Annotated in this window: 15 protein-coding genes; 1 reads left to right on the top strand and 14 read right to left on the bottom strand. The window is 62.0% G+C overall.

Going from position 1 to position 17,878, the window contains the following annotated elements:
• Window positions 1-28 precede the first annotated feature (28 nt).
• Entirely contained in the window at window positions 29-1,141 is a 1,113-nt protein-coding gene (locus tag AC1MEK_RS07300) for an S-(hydroxymethyl)glutathione dehydrogenase/class III alcohol dehydrogenase (protein WP_480395588.1), read from the bottom strand.
• 115 nt (window positions 1,142-1,256) lie between these two features.
• Here AC1MEK_RS07300 and AC1MEK_RS07295 point away from each other — a divergent pair, with 115 nt between their 5' ends.
• The gene (locus tag AC1MEK_RS07295; protein ID WP_480395587.1) at window positions 1,257-2,153 is read left to right on the top strand and encodes a LysR substrate-binding domain-containing protein; all 897 of its coding nucleotides are present in this window, start codon (window positions 1,257-1,259) and stop codon (window positions 2,151-2,153) included.
• 125 nt (window positions 2,154-2,278) lie between these two features.
• Here the strand turns inward: AC1MEK_RS07295 and ispD are convergent, their stop codons facing one another.
• The 13 genes from ispD to lpxD all read right to left on the bottom strand — a co-directional run bounded on the left by ispD (window position 2,279) and on the right by lpxD (window position 17,878).
• Complete coding sequence (gene ispD, locus AC1MEK_RS07290) at window positions 2,279-2,989, bottom strand: 2-C-methyl-D-erythritol 4-phosphate cytidylyltransferase (protein WP_480395586.1); 711 nt, start codon at window positions 2,987-2,989, stop codon at window positions 2,279-2,281.
• A gap of 10 nt (window positions 2,990-2,999) precedes the next feature.
• The gene (gene ftsB, locus AC1MEK_RS07285) at window positions 3,000-3,278 is read right to left on the bottom strand and encodes a cell division protein FtsB (RefSeq protein ID WP_074752716.1); all 279 of its coding nucleotides are present in this window, start codon (window positions 3,276-3,278) and stop codon (window positions 3,000-3,002) included.
• Window positions 3,279-3,435: 157 nt separating this feature from the next.
• Window positions 3,436-4,725, bottom strand: a complete 1,290-nt coding sequence (gene eno, locus AC1MEK_RS07280; protein ID WP_480395585.1) for a phosphopyruvate hydratase — start codon at window positions 4,723-4,725, stop codon at window positions 3,436-3,438.
• 168 nt (window positions 4,726-4,893) lie between these two features.
• Window positions 4,894-5,745: a 3-deoxy-8-phosphooctulonate synthase gene (gene kdsA / locus AC1MEK_RS07275; RefSeq protein WP_480395584.1), complete on the bottom strand. Its 852-nt coding sequence runs from the start codon at window positions 5,743-5,745 to the stop codon at window positions 4,894-4,896.
• 15 nt (window positions 5,746-5,760) lie between these two features.
• Window positions 5,761-7,392: a CTP synthase gene (locus AC1MEK_RS07270; RefSeq protein ID WP_480395583.1), complete on the bottom strand. Its 1,632-nt coding sequence runs from the start codon at window positions 7,390-7,392 to the stop codon at window positions 5,761-5,763.
• 268 nt (window positions 7,393-7,660) lie between these two features.
• Window positions 7,661-8,998, bottom strand: coding sequence for a tRNA lysidine(34) synthetase TilS (tilS, locus tag AC1MEK_RS07265; protein WP_480395582.1), 1,338 nt, complete (start codon window positions 8,996-8,998; stop codon window positions 7,661-7,663).
• A 45-nt stretch (window positions 8,999-9,043) separates the two neighbouring features.
• Entirely contained in the window at window positions 9,044-9,991 is a 948-nt protein-coding gene (gene accA, locus AC1MEK_RS07260; RefSeq protein WP_480395581.1) for an acetyl-CoA carboxylase carboxyl transferase subunit alpha, read from the bottom strand.
• 114 nt (window positions 9,992-10,105) lie between these two features.
• The gene (gene dnaE / locus AC1MEK_RS07255) at window positions 10,106-13,627 is read right to left on the bottom strand and encodes a DNA polymerase III subunit alpha (RefSeq protein WP_480395580.1); all 3,522 of its coding nucleotides are present in this window, start codon (window positions 13,625-13,627) and stop codon (window positions 10,106-10,108) included.
• Window positions 13,628-13,704: 77 nt separating this feature from the next.
• A complete protein-coding gene (gene rnhB, locus AC1MEK_RS07250; RefSeq protein WP_480395579.1) occupies window positions 13,705-14,346 on the bottom strand; it encodes a ribonuclease HII in 642 nt (213 codons plus the stop codon).
• Window positions 14,347-14,357: 11 nt separating this feature from the next.
• The gene (gene lpxB, locus AC1MEK_RS07245; protein WP_480395578.1) at window positions 14,358-15,494 is read right to left on the bottom strand and encodes a lipid-A-disaccharide synthase; all 1,137 of its coding nucleotides are present in this window, start codon (window positions 15,492-15,494) and stop codon (window positions 14,358-14,360) included.
• A 2-nt stretch (window positions 15,495-15,496) separates the two neighbouring features.
• Complete coding sequence (lpxA, locus tag AC1MEK_RS07240; protein WP_480395577.1) at window positions 15,497-16,273, bottom strand: acyl-ACP--UDP-N-acetylglucosamine O-acyltransferase; 777 nt, start codon at window positions 16,271-16,273, stop codon at window positions 15,497-15,499.
• Window positions 16,270-16,710 carry a 3-hydroxyacyl-ACP dehydratase FabZ gene (gene fabZ / locus AC1MEK_RS07235; protein ID WP_274133881.1) on the bottom strand — a complete coding sequence of 147 codons (441 nt, stop codon included), beginning with the start codon at window positions 16,708-16,710 and terminating at the stop codon, window positions 16,270-16,272. Before fabZ ends, lpxA begins: the two co-directional genes overlap by 4 nt.
• A gap of 112 nt (window positions 16,711-16,822) precedes the next feature.
• Window positions 16,823-17,878: a UDP-3-O-(3-hydroxymyristoyl)glucosamine N-acyltransferase gene (gene lpxD / locus AC1MEK_RS07230; protein WP_480395576.1), complete on the bottom strand. Its 1,056-nt coding sequence runs from the start codon at window positions 17,876-17,878 to the stop codon at window positions 16,823-16,825.

The following is a 17,878-nucleotide window of genomic DNA, read 5'->3' as shown; positions in this document are numbered from 1 at the left end:
GCTCATAACTTGCAGCTTGGAGCTGCCTTTAGAAGTGGATGACGGAGCGGATGCTTTTGCCTTCGTGCATCAGGTCGAAAGCTTCGTTGATCTTGTCCAGGCCCATGGTGTGGGTGATGAAGGTGTCAAGCGGGATCTCGCCGGTCTGGGATTTTTCAACGTAGCTTGGCAGCTCGGTACGGCCTTTCACGCCGCCGAACGCCGAACCGCGCCAGACGCGGCCGGTCACCAGCTGGAAAGGACGGGTAGCGATTTCATGGCCCGACGGCGCGACCCCGATGATCACCGACTCGCCCCAGCCCTTGTGGCAGCATTCCAGCGCCGCGCGCATCAGCTGCACGTTGCCGATGCACTCGAAGCTGTAGTCCACGCCGCCGTCGGTCATTTCGACGATCACGTCCTGGATCGGCTTGCTGTGCTCTTTGGGGTTGATGAAGTCGGTGGCGCCCAGTTCACGAGCCACGTCGAACTTGGCCGGGTTGATGTCGATGGCGATGATGCGCGAGGCCTTGGCCATTTTCGCGCCGATGATCGCGGCCAGGCCGATACCGCCCAGACCGAAGATCGCGACAGTGGCGCCCTCTTCCACTTTGGCGGTGTTCAGAACCGCGCCAATGCCGGTGGTCACGCCGCAACCGAGCAGGCAGACCTTCTCCAGCGGGGCTTCCTTGGGGATTTTTGCCAAGGAGATTTCCGGGACCACGGTGTATTCGGAGAACGTCGAGCAGCCCATGTAGTGGTAGACCGGCTGGCCGTTGTAGCTGAAACGGGTGGTGCCGTCGGGCATCAGGCCCTTGCCTTGAGTGGCACGGACTTTCTGGCACAGGTTGGTCTTGCCGGATTTGCAGAATTTGCACTCGCGGCATTCGGCGGTGTACAGCGGAATGACGTGGTCGCCCACCGCCAGGGAGGTGACGCCCTCACCCACCGCCTCGACGATGCCGCCGCCTTCGTGGCCCAGAATGCACGGGAACACGCCCTCGGAGTCAGCGCCGGACAGGGTGTAGGCATCGGTGTGGCAAACGCCGGAGGCCACGGTACGAATCAAGACCTCACCGGCCTTCGGCGCCTCGACGTCCACTTCGACAATTTGCAGGGGCTCGTTGGGAGCGAAGGCTACGGCTGCACGTGACTTGATCATCAATCTTCTCCAGCAGGGGATTAAATAGGTAACGACAAGCAAGAAGTGTAAAGCAGTGCCGTTTGATGAATAATCCAGGAAAAAGCAAAACATTAATGCTGTACAGGGATAATCGATGTACACCAATCGCTGGGACGGGCTGGACGAATTCGTGGCGGTGGCCGAGTGCGGCCAGTTCACCGCGGCTGCCGAACGCATGGGCGTGTCTTCTTCGCACATCAGCCGACAGATCGCGCGGCTCGAAGAACGCTTGCAGACCCGCCTGCTATACCGCAGCACACGCAAGGTGGCGCTGACCGAAGCCGGCCAGACCTTTCTGCACCATTGCCAGCGCCTGCAGGATGGCCGCGAGGAAGCACTGCGAGCCGTGGGCGATCTGACCAGCGAACCCAAGGGCCTGCTGCGCATGACCTGTGCGGTGGCCTATGGCGAGCGTTTCATCGCACCGCTGGTCACCCGCTTCATGGATGAATACCCGCAATTGCGGGTGGACATCGAGCTGACCAACAACACCCTGGATCTGGTGCATGAGGGGATGGACCTGGCGATCCGCCTCGGTCGTTTGCAGGAATCGCGGCTGGTGGCCACGCGTCTTGCGCCTCGACGCATGTATTTGTGCGCCTCGCCGTCTTATCTGGAACGTTATGGTCGCCCCCACAGCCTGTCGGAACTGGCCCGGCATAACTGCCTGATCGGCAGTTCCGACAACTGGCTGTTACAACAGAACGGGCGGGAATTTTCCCAACGGGTGCAGGGAAACTGGCGCTGCAACAGTGGGCAGGCGGTGTTGGATGCCGCGCTTCAGGGCGTCGGGTTGTGTCAGTTGCCGGACTATTACGTGTTGGAGCACCTGAAAAGCGGCGCGCTGATTTCCCTGCTCGATGCCCACCAGCCGCCCAATACAGCGGTGTGGGCGCTGTATCCGCAGCAGCGGCATCTGTCACCGAAGGTCAGGAAGCTGGTGGATTATCTGAAGGTGGGGTTGGCGTTGAGGCCCGAATATCAGAACTAGCTCCTACACCGTTCCCCAACTGTAGGAGCGAATTCATTCGCGAATGCCAGTACAGCCGACACAAATTTATCGCCTGACACATTGTTCGCGAATGAATTCGCTCCTACAGGAGATCTGCGTCAGCCTCAGCGACTCAACTCGCCCCGCCGCTGGCGCAGCCACTCCAGATCTTCAGGCCGAGTGACCTTGATGTTGTCGGCCCGGCCCTCGATCAGGCGCGGGGATTGCCCGGCCCATTCGATGGCCGAGGCTTCGTCGGTGATCGACACATTCGACACCAGGCTGTCCGCCAACGCCCGATGCAATGCGCCGAGCCGGAACATCTGCGGCGTGTAAGCCTGCCAGATCAGGCTGCGATCGACGGTTTCGCTGACCCGGCCATTGGCGTCGGCGCGCTTGAGCGTGTCTTTTGCGGGAACGGCGAGCAGGCCGCCGACCGGATCGTTCGCCAGTTCGCCCAGCAAGTTGTCCAGATCAGCGCGGGCCAGATTCGGTCGCGCAGCGTCGTGCACCAGTACCCAGTCGTTGTCATCGGCGCCGCTGGCATGCAGATGCAACAGCGCGTTGAGCACCGAGTCTGCACGCTCCTTGCCGCCATTGACCCGCTGGATCCGCGAATCCAGAGCGCAAGGCAAGGTGGGCCAGAAAGGGTCATCCACAGCCAGACTGATCACCATGCCCTTCAGGCGAGGATGTTCGAGAAAGCAGAGCAGGCTGTGTTCGAGAATCGTGAGGCCGCCCAGTTGCAGGTACTGCTTGGGACGGTCTGCCGCCATGCGAGCACCAACGCCCGCTGCGGGAATCACTGCCCAGAAGGCAGGAAGGGATTGAGTCATTGCGCGGGTGTCACTGTGCCAACTGATAAAGGGTCTCGCCGTCCTTGACCATGCCCAGTTCATGACGGGCACGCTCTTCAACGGTTTCCAGGCCTTTTTTCAACTCAAGCACCTCGGCGTCCAGCACCCGGTTGCGTTCGAGCAACGCGTCGTTTTCGGCGTGTTGATCGGCGATTTGCTGAGTCAGACTGGCCACCTGCGCAAGGCTGCCGTTACCCACCCACAGGCGATACTGCAGGCCAGCGAGCAGCAAGAGCAGAACGAGGAACAACCAGTTGGGACTGCGCATGGTGAATATCTGTTACCCGGTGAAGAAGACAGCAAAACCGACCATTTCAAATGCCCAAGAGCCCGGTGGTCACCGGGCTCATGGATCAGGACGCTCAGGATAAGTCGCTTTCGACGATTTCCACTACAGCGCCTGCTGCCTTTTTACCATCTTGCTATCAGCCGCGAAACTCGGCACGACCATTGTATTTGGCCTTGCCAGCCAATTGCTCTTCGATACGCAGCAGTTGGTTGTACTTGGAAACGCGGTCGGAACGGCACAGCGAGCCGGTCTTGATCTGGCCAGCCGAAGTCCCCACAGCCAGGTCGGCGATGGTCGAATCTTCGGTTTCGCCCGAGCGGTGCGAGATCACGGCGGTGTAACCGGCAGCCTTGGCCATCTGGATGGCTTCCAGGGTTTCGGTCAGCGAGCCGATCTGGTTGAACTTGATCAGGATCGAGTTGGCGATCTTCTTGTCGATGCCTTCTTTCAGGATCTTGGTGTTGGTCACGAACAGGTCGTCGCCCACCAGCTGGATCTTCTCGCCGATCTTGTCGGTGAGGATTTTCCAGCCCGCCCAGTCGGACTCGTCCAGGCCGTCTTCGATCGAGATGATCGGGTATTGCTTGGTCAGGTCAGCCAGGTAGTCGGCGAAACCGGCGGCGTCGAAGACTTTACCTTCGCCGGCCAGGTCGTATTTGCCGTCCTTGTAGAACTCGCTGGCGGCGCAGTCCAGTGCTAGGGTCACGTCGGTGCCCAGCTTGTAGCCGGCCTTTTCAACGGCTTCAGCGATGGCAGCCAGCGCGTCGGCGTTGGACGAAAGGTTCGGTGCGAAACCGCCTTCGTCGCCCACCGCAGTGTTCAGGCCCTTGGCCTTCAGCACAGCCTTGAGGTGGTGGAAAATCTCGGTGCCCATGCGCAGGCCTTCGGAGAAGGACTTGGCGCCAACCGGCTGAACCATGAATTCCTGGATGTCGACGTTGTTGTCGGCGTGCTCGCCACCGTTGATGATGTTCATCATCGGCACCGGCATGGAGTACTCGCCTGGCGTGCCATTGAGGTTGGCAATGTGCGCGTACAGCGGCAGGTCCTGATCCTGTGCGGCAGCCTTGGCAGCGGCCAGGGACACGGCGAGGATGGCGTTGGCGCCCAGCTTGGCCTTGTTCTCGGTGCCGTCGAGCTCGATCATCGCCTTGTCCAGCGCCTTCTGGTCAACCGGGTCCTTGCCCAGCAGCAGGTCGCGGATCGGGCCGTTGATGTTGGCCACAGCCTTCAGAACGCCCTTGCCCATGTAACGGCTCTTGTCGCCATCACGCAGCTCCAGTGCTTCACGCGAGCCGGTGGATGCACCGGACGGCGCGCAGGCGCTGCCGATGATGCCGTTGTCGAGGAGCACATCTGCTTCCACGGTGGGATTGCCACGGGAGTCGAGAACTTCACGACCTTTGATGTCGACGATTTTTGCCATTGTTGTTAACACTCCAAGATTGACGAAAACGACGCAGCTGGAAAAGCGACTGGCGTCTCGGAGCACTAGACAGCGGGCAGGCCCGAGACGACAGAAATTCCCGACCCGTTGGTCGGGAAAGAAACGAGCGGCACTGTACCGGAGGGCACAGTGCCAGTGAAGCGGGTTTTAAGCCGTTTCGATGGTCGGGAACGCCTTGACCAGGTCATCGAGCGCCTTGAGCTGGGTCAGGAACGGCTCCAGCTTGTTCAGGCGCAGCGCGCACGGACCGTCGCACTTGGCGTTGTCCGGATCCGGATGCGCTTCCAGGAACAGACCCGCCAGGCCCTGGCTGATGCCGGCCTTGGCCAGGTCGGTGACCTGGGCACGACGACCACCGGCAGAATCCGCGCGACCGCCCGGCATTTGCAGGGCGTGGGTCACGTCGAAGAACACCGGGTACTCGAACGCCTTCATGATGCCGAAGCCGAGCATGTCCACGACAAGGTTGTTGTAGCCGAAGCTCGAACCACGCTCGCAGAGGATCAACTGATCGTTACCGGCCTCTTCGCACTTGTTCAGGATGTGTTTCATTTCCTGAGGCGCGAGGAACTGGGCCTTCTTGATGTTGATCACGGCGCCGGTTTTCGCCATCGCCACGACCAGATCGGTCTGGCGCGACAAAAAGGCCGGCAGCTGGATGATGTCGCAGACCTCGGCGACGGCCTGGGCCTGATGCGGCTCATGCACGTCGGTGATCACCGGCACGCCGAAGGTGCGCTTGATCTCTTCGAAAATGCGCATGCCCGCTTCCAGGCCCGGACCGCGGTAGGAGGTCACGGAGGAGCGGTTGGCCTTATCGAAACTGGCCTTGAACACGTAAGGGATGCCGAGCTTCTCGGTGACCCGTACGTATTCTTCGCAGACCTGCATGGCCATGTCCCGCGATTCCAGGACATTCATGCCGCCAAACAAGACCATCGGCTTGTCGTTGGCGATCTCGATGCCCTTGTCACCGACGCGGATGATTTTCTGTGCCATGTAATGGATTCCCGATCAGCCGTTTTTCTGATGTTGAGCCAGCGCAGCCTTGACGAAGCCACTGAACAGCGGGTGGCCGTCGCGAGGCGTCGAGGTGAATTCCGGGTGGAACTGGCAGGCCACGAACCATGGGTGATCCGGGGACTCGACCACTTCGACCAGCGCGCCGTCACCGGAACGACCGGAAATCTTCAGGCCGGCTTCGATCAGTTGCGGCAGCAGCTTGTTGTTCACTTCGTAGCGATGGCGATGACGCTCGACGATGGTGTCGTTGCCATAGCAATCGTGCACCAGGGAGCCCGGCTCCAGCAGGCACTCCTGGGCGCCCAGGCGCATGGTGCCGCCCAGGTCGGACGCTTCGGTACGGGTTTCGACGGCACCGGTGGCGTCTTCCCACTCGGTGATCAGGCCCACGACCGGATGAGCGCTGCTGCGGTCGAACTCGGTGGAGTTGGCGTCTTTCCAGCCCAGCACGTTACGGGCGAACTCGATGACCGCCACTTGCATGCCCAGGCAGATACCCAGGTACGGCACCTTGTTCTCGCGAGCGAACTGGACGGCAGTGATCTTGCCTTCCACGCCGCGCAGACCGAAGCCGCCTGGAACCAGGATCGCGTCCACGCCTTCGAGCAGGCCGGTGCCCTGGTTCTCGATGTCTTCGGAATCGATGTAGCGCAGGTTGACCTTGGTGCGGTTGGTGATGCCGGCGTGGCTCATCGCTTCGATCAGCGACTTGTACGCGTCCAGCAGCTCCATGTACTTGCCGACCATGGCGATGGTGACTTCGTGCTCGGGGTTGAGCTTGGCATCGACGACCTTGTCCCACTCGGACAGGTCGGCGCCGCCGCACTGCAGGCCGAAACGCTCGACGACGAAATCGTCCAGACCCTGCGAATGCAGGATGCCCGGGATCTTGTAGATGGTGTCAGCGTCTTCCAGACCGATCACCGCACGCTCTTCGACGTTGGTGAACTGGGCGATCTTGCGACGCGACGACACGTCGATCGGGTGGTCGGAGCGGCAGACCAACACGTCAGGCTGCAGGCCGATGGAACGCAGTTCCTTGACCGAGTGCTGGGTTGGCTTGGTCTTGGTCTCGCCAGCGGTGGCGATGTACGGAACCAGGGTCAGGTGCATCAGCATCGCGCGCTTGGAGCCGACTTCGAAACGCAGCTGGCGAATGGCCTCCAGGAACGGTTGCGATTCGATGTCACCCACGGTGCCGCCGATCTCGACCAGGGCCACGTCGGCATCGCCGGCGCCCTTGATGATGCGACGCTTGATTTCGTCGGTGATGTGCGGGATCACCTGAATGGTCGCGCCCAGATAATCACCACGGCGCTCTTTGCGCAGGACGTGTTCGTACACACGGCCGGTGGTGAAGTTGTTGTTCTGGGTCATGGTGGTGCGAATGAAACGCTCGTAGTGGCCCAGGTCCAGGTCGGTCTCGGCGCCGTCGTGGGTGACGAACACTTCACCGTGCTGGAACGGGCTCATGGTGCCCGGGTCGACGTTGATGTACGGATCCAGCTTGAGCATGGTGACCTTAAGTCCCCTCGCCTCCAGGATGGCCGCCAATGAAGCAGAGGCAATGCCTTTCCCCAATGAAGAAACAACACCACCCGTGACGAAGATGTAGCGCGTCATGAAAAACCCTAGAAGTCTGCGTTAAAGCGGTCAGCGCCGCCGGGGAAAGCGAAGGAAGGCCGAAGCCCCCGATGACCTGCGAGTTTCACAGTGCATTTCTGAAACTGCCGCGCTGATAGCGACTGGCCGGATACGGACCTGTCCATTGCTCGCCACATTTTGAGAATCGCCCAGTAAAGACTGGCTGGTAATCGGCAACTTGCGTCGTTCCAGATGGACCGACATAAGCTGTATCAAGAAGGGAGCGTAGTCTACCGGAAACGGGCTCTCATCTCAAACTGTGGTCATTCGTCGGTGGCTGCCAATGCAAACGCCAGTCACCACGGGGGTCGGCATCCAGCCCCGGGAGGTTGGCGACGGCCAGCAACTGCTCGCCGCGATACAGCAGCGGCAGGCGGCTGCGCAGAAACACCGGCACGCGTTTCTCGTTGAGCAGACGCTTGAGATCGCGCCGGCCGCGCTCGGGAATGTCCAGCACCTCTCCGCCGCGCCGATAGTGCACATGCAGGCCGCCGCGAGGGATTTCCCCCAGCAGATGCAAGATGCCGTTGCCCGGCAACGGCAGCGGTTGCCCCGCCTCGGACCAGTGCTGAGAGCCGGCCACGTCCTTGAGCCAGATGCCCGACAACCACCAGATCCGCCCTTCGGCACGGTGCAGCTGGCCATCGGCCAGACGCCAGATCGGGCGACCGTCAGGCCCGGCGTCACGCAGCGAATTCCAGCCGGCCCAGTGATCGGTGTCCGGCAGGCGGGTCAGCGGGCCCAGCCAGTGGCGCAATGCGTTGCGCTGGCGCGCTTCGGACAGGCACTCCAGCGGGGCGAGTTCAAGCGAGGGCAGATCGAGCCAGGGCCAGGGGCACGACGTGTCCGCAGAGGTCAGATCCTGCAACGCCAGTTCGCTCAGCAAGCTTTGGGCTTCGGCCAGATGTGCAGCGCTGCGGGTCATGTTGGCGAAAGCCTGGGGCCAGCGCGCCGTGAGCATCGGCATGACATGGCTGCGCAGGTAATTGCGCGAGAAGCGGCTGTCCTTGTTGCTCGGGTCTTCGATCCAGCTCAGGCCCTCTTGCTCGGCATAGGCCTCGAGCACCGAGCGCGGCTCATCGAGCAACGGGCGAAACAGTTGCCCCTTGCCCAAGGCGCGATGGGCCGGCATCGCCGCCAGACCCTTCACGCCTGCGCCGCGCAACAGCCTGAACATCAGGGTTTCGGCCTGATCGTCGCGGTGCTGCGCGGTCAGCAACACCTCGCCTTCCTGCAACACATCCTCAAGCGCAGCGTAGCGCGCCTCGCGTGCCGCCTGTTCGAGGCTGGCGCCGGGCCGGACCTGAACGTCGATGACTTGCAGCGGCACACCGAGGATCTGACACATCTGCCGGCAATGTCCCGGCCATGACGCAGCAACGGCCTGCAAGCCGTGATGGATGTGAACAGCAGTCAAGGGAGGCAAGGCGTGCTGCCGAGCGAGGTCGGCCAGCAGGTGCAGCAGGACGGTGGAATCGAGCCCACCGGAGAAGGCAATTCGCCAGGCGACAGCGCCGCGCCAGGGTTCCAGGCGAGGCAGCAGGCGCTTGGCGAGTTGTTTTCTGATGCAGTCCGGCTTGCTCATGGTTTTACCCTTCAAGCTGGCCGGACTGTGGAGAAAGGCGCTGGATTAAACGCCGTAGCTCATCAGACGCTCGTAACGACGAGCCAGCAGTTCATCGTTGTTGAACTTCTTGAGCATTGCCAACTGGCTGCTCAGTGTTTCGCGGATCGAGGCAGACGCCGCAGCCGGGTCGCGGTGCGCGCCACCCAGCGGCTCGTTGATCACCTTGTCGACGATGCCCAGGCCCTTGAGGCGCTCGGCGGTGATGCCCATCGCTTCGGCGGCATCCGGTGCCTTCTCGGCGGTTTTCCACAGAATCGATGCGCAGCCTTCCGGCGAGATCACCGCGTAGGTGGAGTATTGCAGCATGTTCAGCTGGTCGCACACACCGATGGCCAGTGCACCGCCGGAACCGCCCTCGCCGATGACCGTGGCGATGATCGGCGTCTTCAGACGCGCCATCACGCGCAGGTTCCAGGCAATCGCTTCGCTCTGGTTACGCTCTTCGGCGTCGATGCCCGGGTAGGCGCCCGGGGTGTCGATGAAGGTCAGGATCGGCATCTTGAAGCGCTCAGCCATTTCCATCAGGCGGCACGCCTTGCGGTAGCCTTCAGGGCGCGGCATGCCGAAGTTGCGGCGAACCTTTTCGCGCACTTCGCGGCCTTTCTGATGACCGATCACCATCACTGGCTTGTCGTCCAGGCGGGCGATACCGCCCACGATGGCGGCGTCGTCGGAGAAATGACGATCGCCGTGCAGCTCGTCGAACTCGGTAAAGATGTGTTCGATGTAGTCCAGGGTGTACGGACGGCGTGGATGACGCGCCATACGCGCGATCTGCCAGCTGCTCAGATTGCCGAAAATGCTTTCGGTGAGCGTCTTGCTCTTATCTTGCAGTCGAGAGATTTCATCGCTGATGTTCAGCGAGTTGTCATTGCCTACCAGACGCAGCTCTTCAATCTTGGCTTGCAGGTCAGCAATCGGCTGTTCGAAATCCAGAAAATTCGGGTTCATAGGCATCCGTCTTGGGTCGACGGCCAAGAGGCCGGCCGGTTGATCCGTAAGCGCCATACCTTAAAGGAAGTGACGCTTGCGGGTCGAGTTTTAATAAATTCGTAAGATCAGCTTTCAACGATACTGCAGGAAGACGTTCTCACGTCCGAACTGGTCACGCAGGGCCTGAATCAGGCTGTCTGCGGGATCGATCCGCCACGCTTCGCCAAACTGCAGCAACGCACGGGCCTCCTGCCCGGTGTAATCGAGCGTGATCGGGCACGCTCCCCGGTGCTTCTTGCACAGGTCACCCAACCAGCGCAGGCGATCGCCCTTGAGGGCCTCGCTGCGCACGGTCAGGCGCAGACTTTCGGCAAGGCCGGTCCGCGCTTCCTCCAGGCTCATGACCCGCTTGGCACGCAAGCGCAGCCCACCGGAAAAGTCATCGGAGCTGACCTCGCCTTCCACTACTACCATCGCGTCGGTCTGCAACAGCGACTGCGCGGCCTGGAACGAGTCGGCGAACAACGAGGCTTCGATCCGCCCGGAGCGGTCGTCCAGAGTGATGAAGCCCATCTTGTCGCCCTTTTTGTTCTTCATCACCCGCAGCGCGATGATCAGCCCGGCCACGGTCTGGGTATCGCGGGCCGGTTTCAGGTCGACGATGCGCTGACGGGCGAATCGGCGGATCTCGCCTTCGTATTCGTCGATCGGGTGCCCGGTCAGGTACAGGCCCAGGGTTTCCTTCTCGCCGCGCAGACGCTCCTTGAGAGTGACCTCTTTGGCGTTGCGATGGTTCGCATAAACATCGGCATCAGGCTCGTCGAATAGCCCGCCGAACAGGTCGCTGTGGCCGCTGTCGTGGCTGCGCGCGGTCTGCTCGGCGGCCTGGATGGCTTCTTCCAGTGCGGCCAGCAACACGCCGCGGTTGCGGTCGATGTTGGCGTGGTACTGCTTGGGCTCGTCATAAAAGTACGGGCCCAGGCGGTCCAGCGCGCCGCTACTGATCAGGCCGCCCAGGGTGCGCTTGTTGACGCGTTTGAGGTCGATGCGCTCGCAGAAATCGAACAGATCCTTGAACGGGCCCGCCTGACGCGCCTCGGTGATGGCTTCCACCGGACCTTCGCCGACGCCCTTGATCGCGCCCAGGCCATAGACGATGCGACCATCGTCGTTCACCGTGAACTTGAACTCGGAGTTGTTCACGTCCGGCGCGTCGAGGCGCAGCTTCATGGTCCGCACTTCCTCGATCAAGGTCACAACCTTGTCGGTGTTGTGCATGTCCGCCGAAAGTACCGCAGCCATGAACGGCGCCGGGTAGTGCTTCTTCAGCCACGCGGTCTGGTACGAGACCAGGCCGTAGGCCGCAGAGTGGGATTTGTTGAAACCGTAACCGGCGAATTTTTCCACCAGGTCGAAAATATTACCGGCCAGGTCCGCATCGATGCCGTTGTTGGCGCAGCCTTCGATGAAGCCACCGCGCTGCTTGGCCATTTCCTCGGGCTTTTTCTTACCCATGGCGCGACGCAGCATGTCTGCGCCGCCGAGGGTGTAGCCCGCCATGACCTGGGCAATCTGCATCACCTGTTCCTGATACAGGATGATGCCGTAGGTCGGCGCCAGTACGGGTTGCAGCCCTTCGTACTGATAGTCGGGGTGCGGATACGCCAGCTCGGCGCGGCCGTGCTTGCGGTTGATGAAGTCGTCCACCATGCCCGATTGCAACGGGCCCGGGCGGAACAGCGCCACCAGTGCGATGAGGTCTTCCAGGCAGTCGGGCTTGAGCTTCTTGATCAGCTCCTTCATGCCGCGCGATTCAAGCTGGAACACCGCCGTGGTTTCGGCCTTTTGCAGCAGGTCGTAGGTCGGCGCGTCATCCAGCGGGATGAAGGCGATGTCCAGCGGTTCCTCGCCGACTTTGGCGCGGTCGCGGTTGATGGTCTTCATCGCCCAGTCGATGATCGTCAGCGTCCGCAGACCGAGGAAGTCGAACTTCACCAGGCCCGCCGCCTCGACGTCATCCTTGTCGTACTGGGTGACCAGACCGCTGCCTTCTTCATCGCAATAAATGGCGGCGAAGTCGGTCAGCTTGGTCGGCGCGATCACCACACCACCGGCGTGCTTGCCGACGTTACGCACCACGCCTTCGAGCTTGCGCGCCATCTCCCAGATTTCCGCGCCTTCCTCGTCGGTCTTGAGGAAGTCGCGCAGGATTTCCTCCTGCTCGTAGGCTTTTTCCAGGGTCATGCCGACTTCGAACGGGATCATCTTCGACAGACGATCGGCCAGGCCGAACGACTTGCCCTGGGCCCGCGCCACGTCACGTACCACCGCTTTGGCGGCCATGGAACCGAAGGTGATGATCTGGCTCACCGCGTTGCGGCCGTATTTGTCGGCCACGTACTCGATCACCCGGTCGCGGCCGTCCATGCAGAAGTCGACGTCGAAGTCGGGCATGGAAACCCGCTCGGGGTTGAGGAAGCGTTCGAACAGCAGGTCATAGGCCAGCGGGTCGAGGTCGGTGATCTTCTGTACATAAGCCACCAGCGAGCCGGCACCCGAACCCCGGCCCGGGCCGACCGGCACGCCGTTGTTCTTGGCCCACTGGATGAAGTCCATAACGATCAGGAAGTAACCGGGGAAGCCCATCTGGATGATGATATCCAGCTCGAAATTCAGCCGGTCGACGTAGACCTGGCGCTTCTCTTCGTAATTGGGCGTGGTCTCTTTGGGCCACAGCACGGCCAGGCGTTCTTCGAGGCCTTCGAAGGACACCTTGCGGAAATACTCGTCGATGGTCAGGCCATCGGGGATCGGGAAGTTGGGCAAAAAGTGCGTACCCAGCTTGACCTCGATGTTGCAGCGCTTGGCGATCTCGACGGTGTTGGCCAGCGCATCGGGCAGGTCGCTGAACAGCTCGGCCATTTCCTCGGCGCTTTTCAGATACTGCTGGTCGCTGTAGTTGCGCGAGCGGCGCGGGTCGTCCAGCGCCCGGCCTTCACCGATGCACACGCGGGTTTCGTGGGCTTCGAAATCTTCCTGCTTGATGAAGCGCACATCGTTGGTCGCCACCAGCGGCGCGCCATGGCGCTCGGCGAGCGCAACGGCGGCGTGCAGGTGTTCTTCGTCATTGACCCGGTTGGTGCGCTGCACTTCGACATAGAAACGGTCCGGGAAAACCGCCATCCACTCTTGGAGCAACGCGTCGGCCTCGGCCGGGTTACCACCGAGCAGGGCCATGCCGATTTCACCTTCCTTGGCCGCCGACAGCGCGATCAAACCTTCGCTGGCTTCAGCGACCCACTCGCGCTCGATGATCACCAGGCCATTGCGCTGGCCGGTCATGAAGCCGCGGGAAATCAGCTCGGTGAGGTTCAGGTAGCCCTTGGGGTTCATCACCAACAGGCTCATGCGGCTGAGCGGCGCATCGCGGTCGCGCCCGGCCAGCCAGATATCGGCGCCGCAGATCGGCTTGATGCCGGCGCCCATGGCGGTCTTGTAGAACTTGACCAGCGAGCACAGGTTGTTCTGGTCGGTCACCGCCACCGCCGGCATGTTCATGGCCGTCAGCGCCTTGGCCAGCGGTTTGACCCGGACCAGACCGTCGACCAGCGAGTATTCGGTGTGCAGGCGAAGGTGAACGAAAGAAGCCGACATAATGGGGGTGATTCCTGTGGCGCACGGAAAGCAAAGGCCGGATTGTACCGGCCTTGTGTGAAAACATCAGCCCGCGATCAACTCAGCGGCAATGAGGAGAAACCGGTGGACAGCAACATCCCGCGCGCCTCGTAGGCTGCACGCACGGGCGCGAAGGAACGCCGGTGGATCGGCGTCGGCCCCAGCCGCGCCAGGGCTTCCATGTGCACCGCGGTCGGGTAACCCTTGTGCCCGCCGATGCCGTAGCCCGGGTAAAGGATTTCCATCTGGGCCATCTCGCGGTCGCGGGTGACCTTGGCCAGAATCGACGCTGCGGCAATCGCTGGCACCTGCGCATCGCCCTGCACCACCGGCGCGCAGGGCACTGACAGTTGCGGGCAACGATTGCCGTCGATCAGCGCCAGTTTCGGGGTGATCAGCAAGCCTTCGACCGCGCGCTTCATCGCCAGCATGGTGGCGTGAAGAATGTTCAGCTCGTCGATCTCATGGACCTCTGCCCGCGCGATGTGCCAGCACAGGGCTTTTTCGCAGATCTCGTCGAACAGCTTCTCGCGCTTGGCTTCGGTGAGCTTTTTCGAGTCGTTCAGGCCCAGAATGGGGCGGTTGGGATCGAGGATCACCGCCGCCGTGACCACGTCGCCGCACAGCGGGCCACGGCCCACTTCGTCGACGCCAGCGACCAGGTCCTCGACCAGATTGAAGTCCAAACCCATTTGCATTGATTGCACACTCATGGTGAAGGCGAGCGGCCGATCAGGTTCAACACCGCTTCGGCGGCCTGATTGGACGCATCGCGACGCAAGGTCCGGTGAATGGCGTCGAAGCCGTCAGTCTGCGCGCTGCCATCGTCGAGCAACGGCAGCAGCGTCTGGGCCAACGCATCGGCGGTCGCCGCGTCCTGCAACAACTCAGGCACCAGCAAACGCTGGGCCAAGAGGTTGGGCAGCGAGACGTACGGACTTTTCACCATCCGCTTGAGAATCCAGTAGGTCAGTGGCGCCAGACGATAGGCCACCACCATCGGTCGTTTGTACAGCAGCGCTTCCAGCGTGGCGGTGCCCGAGGCGATCAGCACCGCATCGCAGGCCGCCAGGGCCACGTGAGAGCGGCCGTCGAGCAGGGTCAGCGGCAGATTGCGGCCCTGCAACAATGCTTCGATCTGCGCCCGGCGCTGGGGGCTGGCGCACGGCAGCACGAAACGGATATCGGGACGCTGCGCCAGCAGGCGCTCGGCGGCATCGAAGAACAGCGCGCCAAGACGCCCGACTTCGCCACCACGGCTGCCCGGCATCAACGCCACAACCGGCCCGTCGCCCAGGCCCAGTTCGGCCCGGGCAGCGCCACGGTCCGCTTCGAGGGGAATGGTGTCGGCCAGCGGGTGGCCGACGAACCGCACCGGCACGCCCTTTTCTTCGTAGAAACGGGCCTCGAACGGCAGCAGCGTCAGCATCAGGTCGCAACCTTCGCGGATCTTCAGCACGCGCTTCTGCCGCCACGCCCAGACGGACGGGCTGACGTAATGAACGGTCTTGATCCCGGCCTGACGCAGTTTGAGCTCGATATTGAGGGTGAAGTCCGGGGCATCGATACCGATGAACACATCGGGCTTCTGCTCGATCAGGGTCTGGATCAGCAGCTTGCGCCGCGCCAGCAGCTCCTTGAGACGGCCCAGCACTTCCACCAGCCCCATGACCGACAGGCGCTCCATGGGGAAGTAGGACTGCATGCCCTCGGCTTCCATCAACGGGCCGCCGACGCCAATGAACTGCGCGTCAGGATGGCGAGCCTTGATGGCGCGCATCAGACCCGAACCCAGGATGTCGCCGGAGGCTTCTCCGGCGACCAGCGCAATCCGCAAGGCGCCCATAGTCAGCGGGTGATGCCGCGAGTCGAGTTCTTGATCGAATCAAGGAACAGCGCGACTTCCGGAAACTGCGCCGCCGGCTCGGCCAGCTCGACCACCGCCTGCTCCACGGTCAGCCCCTGACGGTAGACCGTCTTGTAGGCACGGCGCAGGGCGTGGATCGCGTCGTCGGAGAAACCGCGACGGCGCATGCCTTCGAAGTTCATGCTGCGCGCCTCGGCTGGGTTGCCGAACACGGTCACGAACGCCGGGACGTCCTTGCCGATGGCAGTGCCCATGCCGGAAAAGCTGTGGGCGCCGATGTGGCAGTACTGGTGCACCAGCGTGAAGCCGGAGAGGATCGCCCAATCGTCCACATGCACGTGGCCGGCCAGCGCGGTGTTGTTGACCAGAATGCAGTGGTTGCCGATGACGCTGTCGTGGCCAATGTGGGCATAGGCCATGATCAGGTTGTGATCACCTATGGTGGTCTCGGCGCGGTCCTGGATGGTGCCACGATGAATCGTCACGCCTTCGCGGATCACGTTGTGATCACCAATCACCAGCCGGGTCGCTTCGCCCTTGTACTTCAGGTCCGGCGTATCCTCGCCGACCGAAGAGAACTGGTAGATATGGTTGTGTTTGCCGATTGTGGTCGGGCCGCGCAGGATCACGTGCGGACCGATCACCGTACCCTCACCGATTTCCACACCGGGTCCGACGATCGACCACGGGCCGACCTCCACATTGTCAGCCAGGATGGCCGTCGGATCGATGATGGCGCGAGGGTCAATCAAACTCATAGCTTGCGTTCCGCACAGATGATTTCAGCCGAGCACACCGGCTTGCCATCGACCGACGCCTGGCATTCGAACTTCCAGATCTGACGCTTGCAGCTGAGGAACTTGGCTTCAAGGATCAGTTGGTCGCCCGGCAGCACCGGCTGGCGGAAGCGCAGCTTGTCGGAGCCGACGAAGTAATACAGCGTGCCATCGGCAGGCTTCACGTCAAGCATCTTGAAGCCCAGGATGCCGGCGGCCTGAGCCATGGCTTCAATGATCAGCACGCCCGGCATGATTGGATGCGCGGGGAAGTGGCCATTGAAGAACGGCTCATTGATGCTGACATTCTTGTAGGCACGAATGCTCTTGTTCTCGACATCGAGCGCCACCACACGGTCCACGAGCAGGAACGGGTAACGGTGGGGCAGATATTCGCGGATTTCGTTGATGTCCATCATTTCGAGAGGAAGCCTGTAGTCAATATAGGGAGTGCGCGACGAGTGCGCGGCACTCCTCTGGCAAATCAAGGAGGCAGTTTATCGGCTATGCACACTTGATAAGAAAAAAGTATCAGCCATCAGATGACGCTTTACCGCCTGAGGTCACTGCCTCGACAAGCTTTTCCAACTGCTGCAGCCGGCGCGACATGCCATCGAGCTTGCGAATGCGCGCCGCGCTCTTGCGCCACTCTGCCGCCGGCTGCATCGCCGTGCCGGAAGAATAGGAGCCGGGTTCGGTGATCGAATGGGTCACCATGGTCATCCCGGTGATGAAAACACCGTCGCAGATGTCGATGTGGCCGACCAGGCCGACACCGCCGGCGAGCATACAGTGCTTGCCGATCTTCGTGCTTCCGGAAATGCCGACGCAGGCCGCCATTGCCGTGTGATCGCCTACCTGAACGTTGTGGGCGATCTGGATCTGGTTGTCGAGCTTCACGCCGTTGCCGATGCGGGTATCGTCCATGGCGCCACGGTCAATGGCCGTGTTCACGCCAATTTCCACGTCATCGCCCACGGTGACGCCACCGATCTGCGCGATCTTGTTCCACACGCCCTTCTCGTTGGCGAAACCGAAGCCTTCCCCGCCGAGCACCGCGCCAGACTGAATAACCACCCGCTGACCGATGCGCACGTCGTGATACAGCGTCACGCGCGGGGCCAGCCAGCCGCCTTCGCCGATCACGCTGCGCGCGCCGATGAAGCAGTGAGCGCCCAGGGTCACGCCGGCCGCGATGCGCGCACCGCTCTCGATGACCACATACGGGCCAACGCTGGCGCCCGGATCGACCACGGCGTCATCAGCGACGACCGCCGTTGGGTGAATGCCAGGGGCCGCCTTGGGCTTGGGATCGAACAGGTGCGAGATGCGTGCGTACGCCAGGTAAGGGTCGGCAATCAGCAGCGCATCCCCCGCATAGCCTTCGGCATCCGCGGGCTTGAGCAGCACGGCAGCAGCGTGGGTAGTGGCGAGGAATTTACGGTACTGAGGATTGGCCAGGAAGCTGACCTGCCCGGCACCGGCTTCCTGCAAGGTCGCCAGCCCGGTGATTTCCTTGTCCGCAGGGCCGCGCAAGGTGGCCCCGAGGAACTCGGCCAGCTGGCCGAGGGTGATTTTCGCGGTCAT

Source organism: Pseudomonas sp. 2 (assembly GCF_056627435.1).
This window is presented reverse-complemented; position numbering and strand designations above follow the sequence as displayed.

Excerpts from the sequence above, each read along its gene's own strand:
- lpxA (WP_480395577.1), bottom strand. The coding sequence starts at position 16,273 with ATGAGTTTGATTGACCCTCGCGCCATCATCGATCCGACGGCCATCCTG.
- ispD (WP_480395586.1), bottom strand. The coding sequence starts at position 2,989 with ATGACTCAATCCCTTCCTGCCTTCTGGGCAGTGATTCCCGCAGCGGGC.
- rnhB (WP_480395579.1), bottom strand. The coding sequence starts at position 14,346 with ATGCAAATGGGTTTGGACTTCAATCTGGTCGAGGACCTGGTCGCTGGC.
- fabZ (WP_274133881.1), bottom strand. The coding sequence starts at position 16,710 with ATGATGGACATCAACGAAATCCGCGAATATCTGCCCCACCGTTACCCG.
- eno (WP_480395585.1), bottom strand. The coding sequence starts at position 4,725 with ATGGCAAAAATCGTCGACATCAAAGGTCGTGAAGTTCTCGACTCCCGT.
- dnaE (WP_480395580.1), bottom strand. The coding sequence starts at position 13,627 with ATGTCGGCTTCTTTCGTTCACCTTCGCCTGCACACCGAATACTCGCTG.
- lpxB (WP_480395578.1), bottom strand. The coding sequence starts at position 15,494 with ATGGGCGCCTTGCGGATTGCGCTGGTCGCCGGAGAAGCCTCCGGCGAC.
- AC1MEK_RS07270 (WP_480395583.1), bottom strand. The coding sequence starts at position 7,392 with ATGACGCGCTACATCTTCGTCACGGGTGGTGTTGTTTCTTCATTGGGG.
- lpxD (WP_480395576.1), bottom strand. The coding sequence starts at position 17,878 with ATGACCGCGAAAATCACCCTCGGCCAGCTGGCCGAGTTCCTCGGGGCC.
- AC1MEK_RS07300 (WP_480395588.1), bottom strand. The coding sequence starts at position 1,141 with ATGATCAAGTCACGTGCAGCCGTAGCCTTCGCTCCCAACGAGCCCCTG.
- AC1MEK_RS07295 (WP_480395587.1), top strand. The coding sequence starts at position 1,257 with ATGTACACCAATCGCTGGGACGGGCTGGACGAATTCGTGGCGGTGGCC.
- tilS (WP_480395582.1), bottom strand. The coding sequence starts at position 8,998 with ATGAGCAAGCCGGACTGCATCAGAAAACAACTCGCCAAGCGCCTGCTG.
- accA (WP_480395581.1), bottom strand. The coding sequence starts at position 9,991 with ATGAACCCGAATTTTCTGGATTTCGAACAGCCGATTGCTGACCTGCAA.
- kdsA (WP_480395584.1), bottom strand. The coding sequence starts at position 5,745 with ATGGCACAGAAAATCATCCGCGTCGGTGACAAGGGCATCGAGATCGCC.
- ftsB (WP_074752716.1), bottom strand. The coding sequence starts at position 3,278 with ATGCGCAGTCCCAACTGGTTGTTCCTCGTTCTGCTCTTGCTGCTCGCT.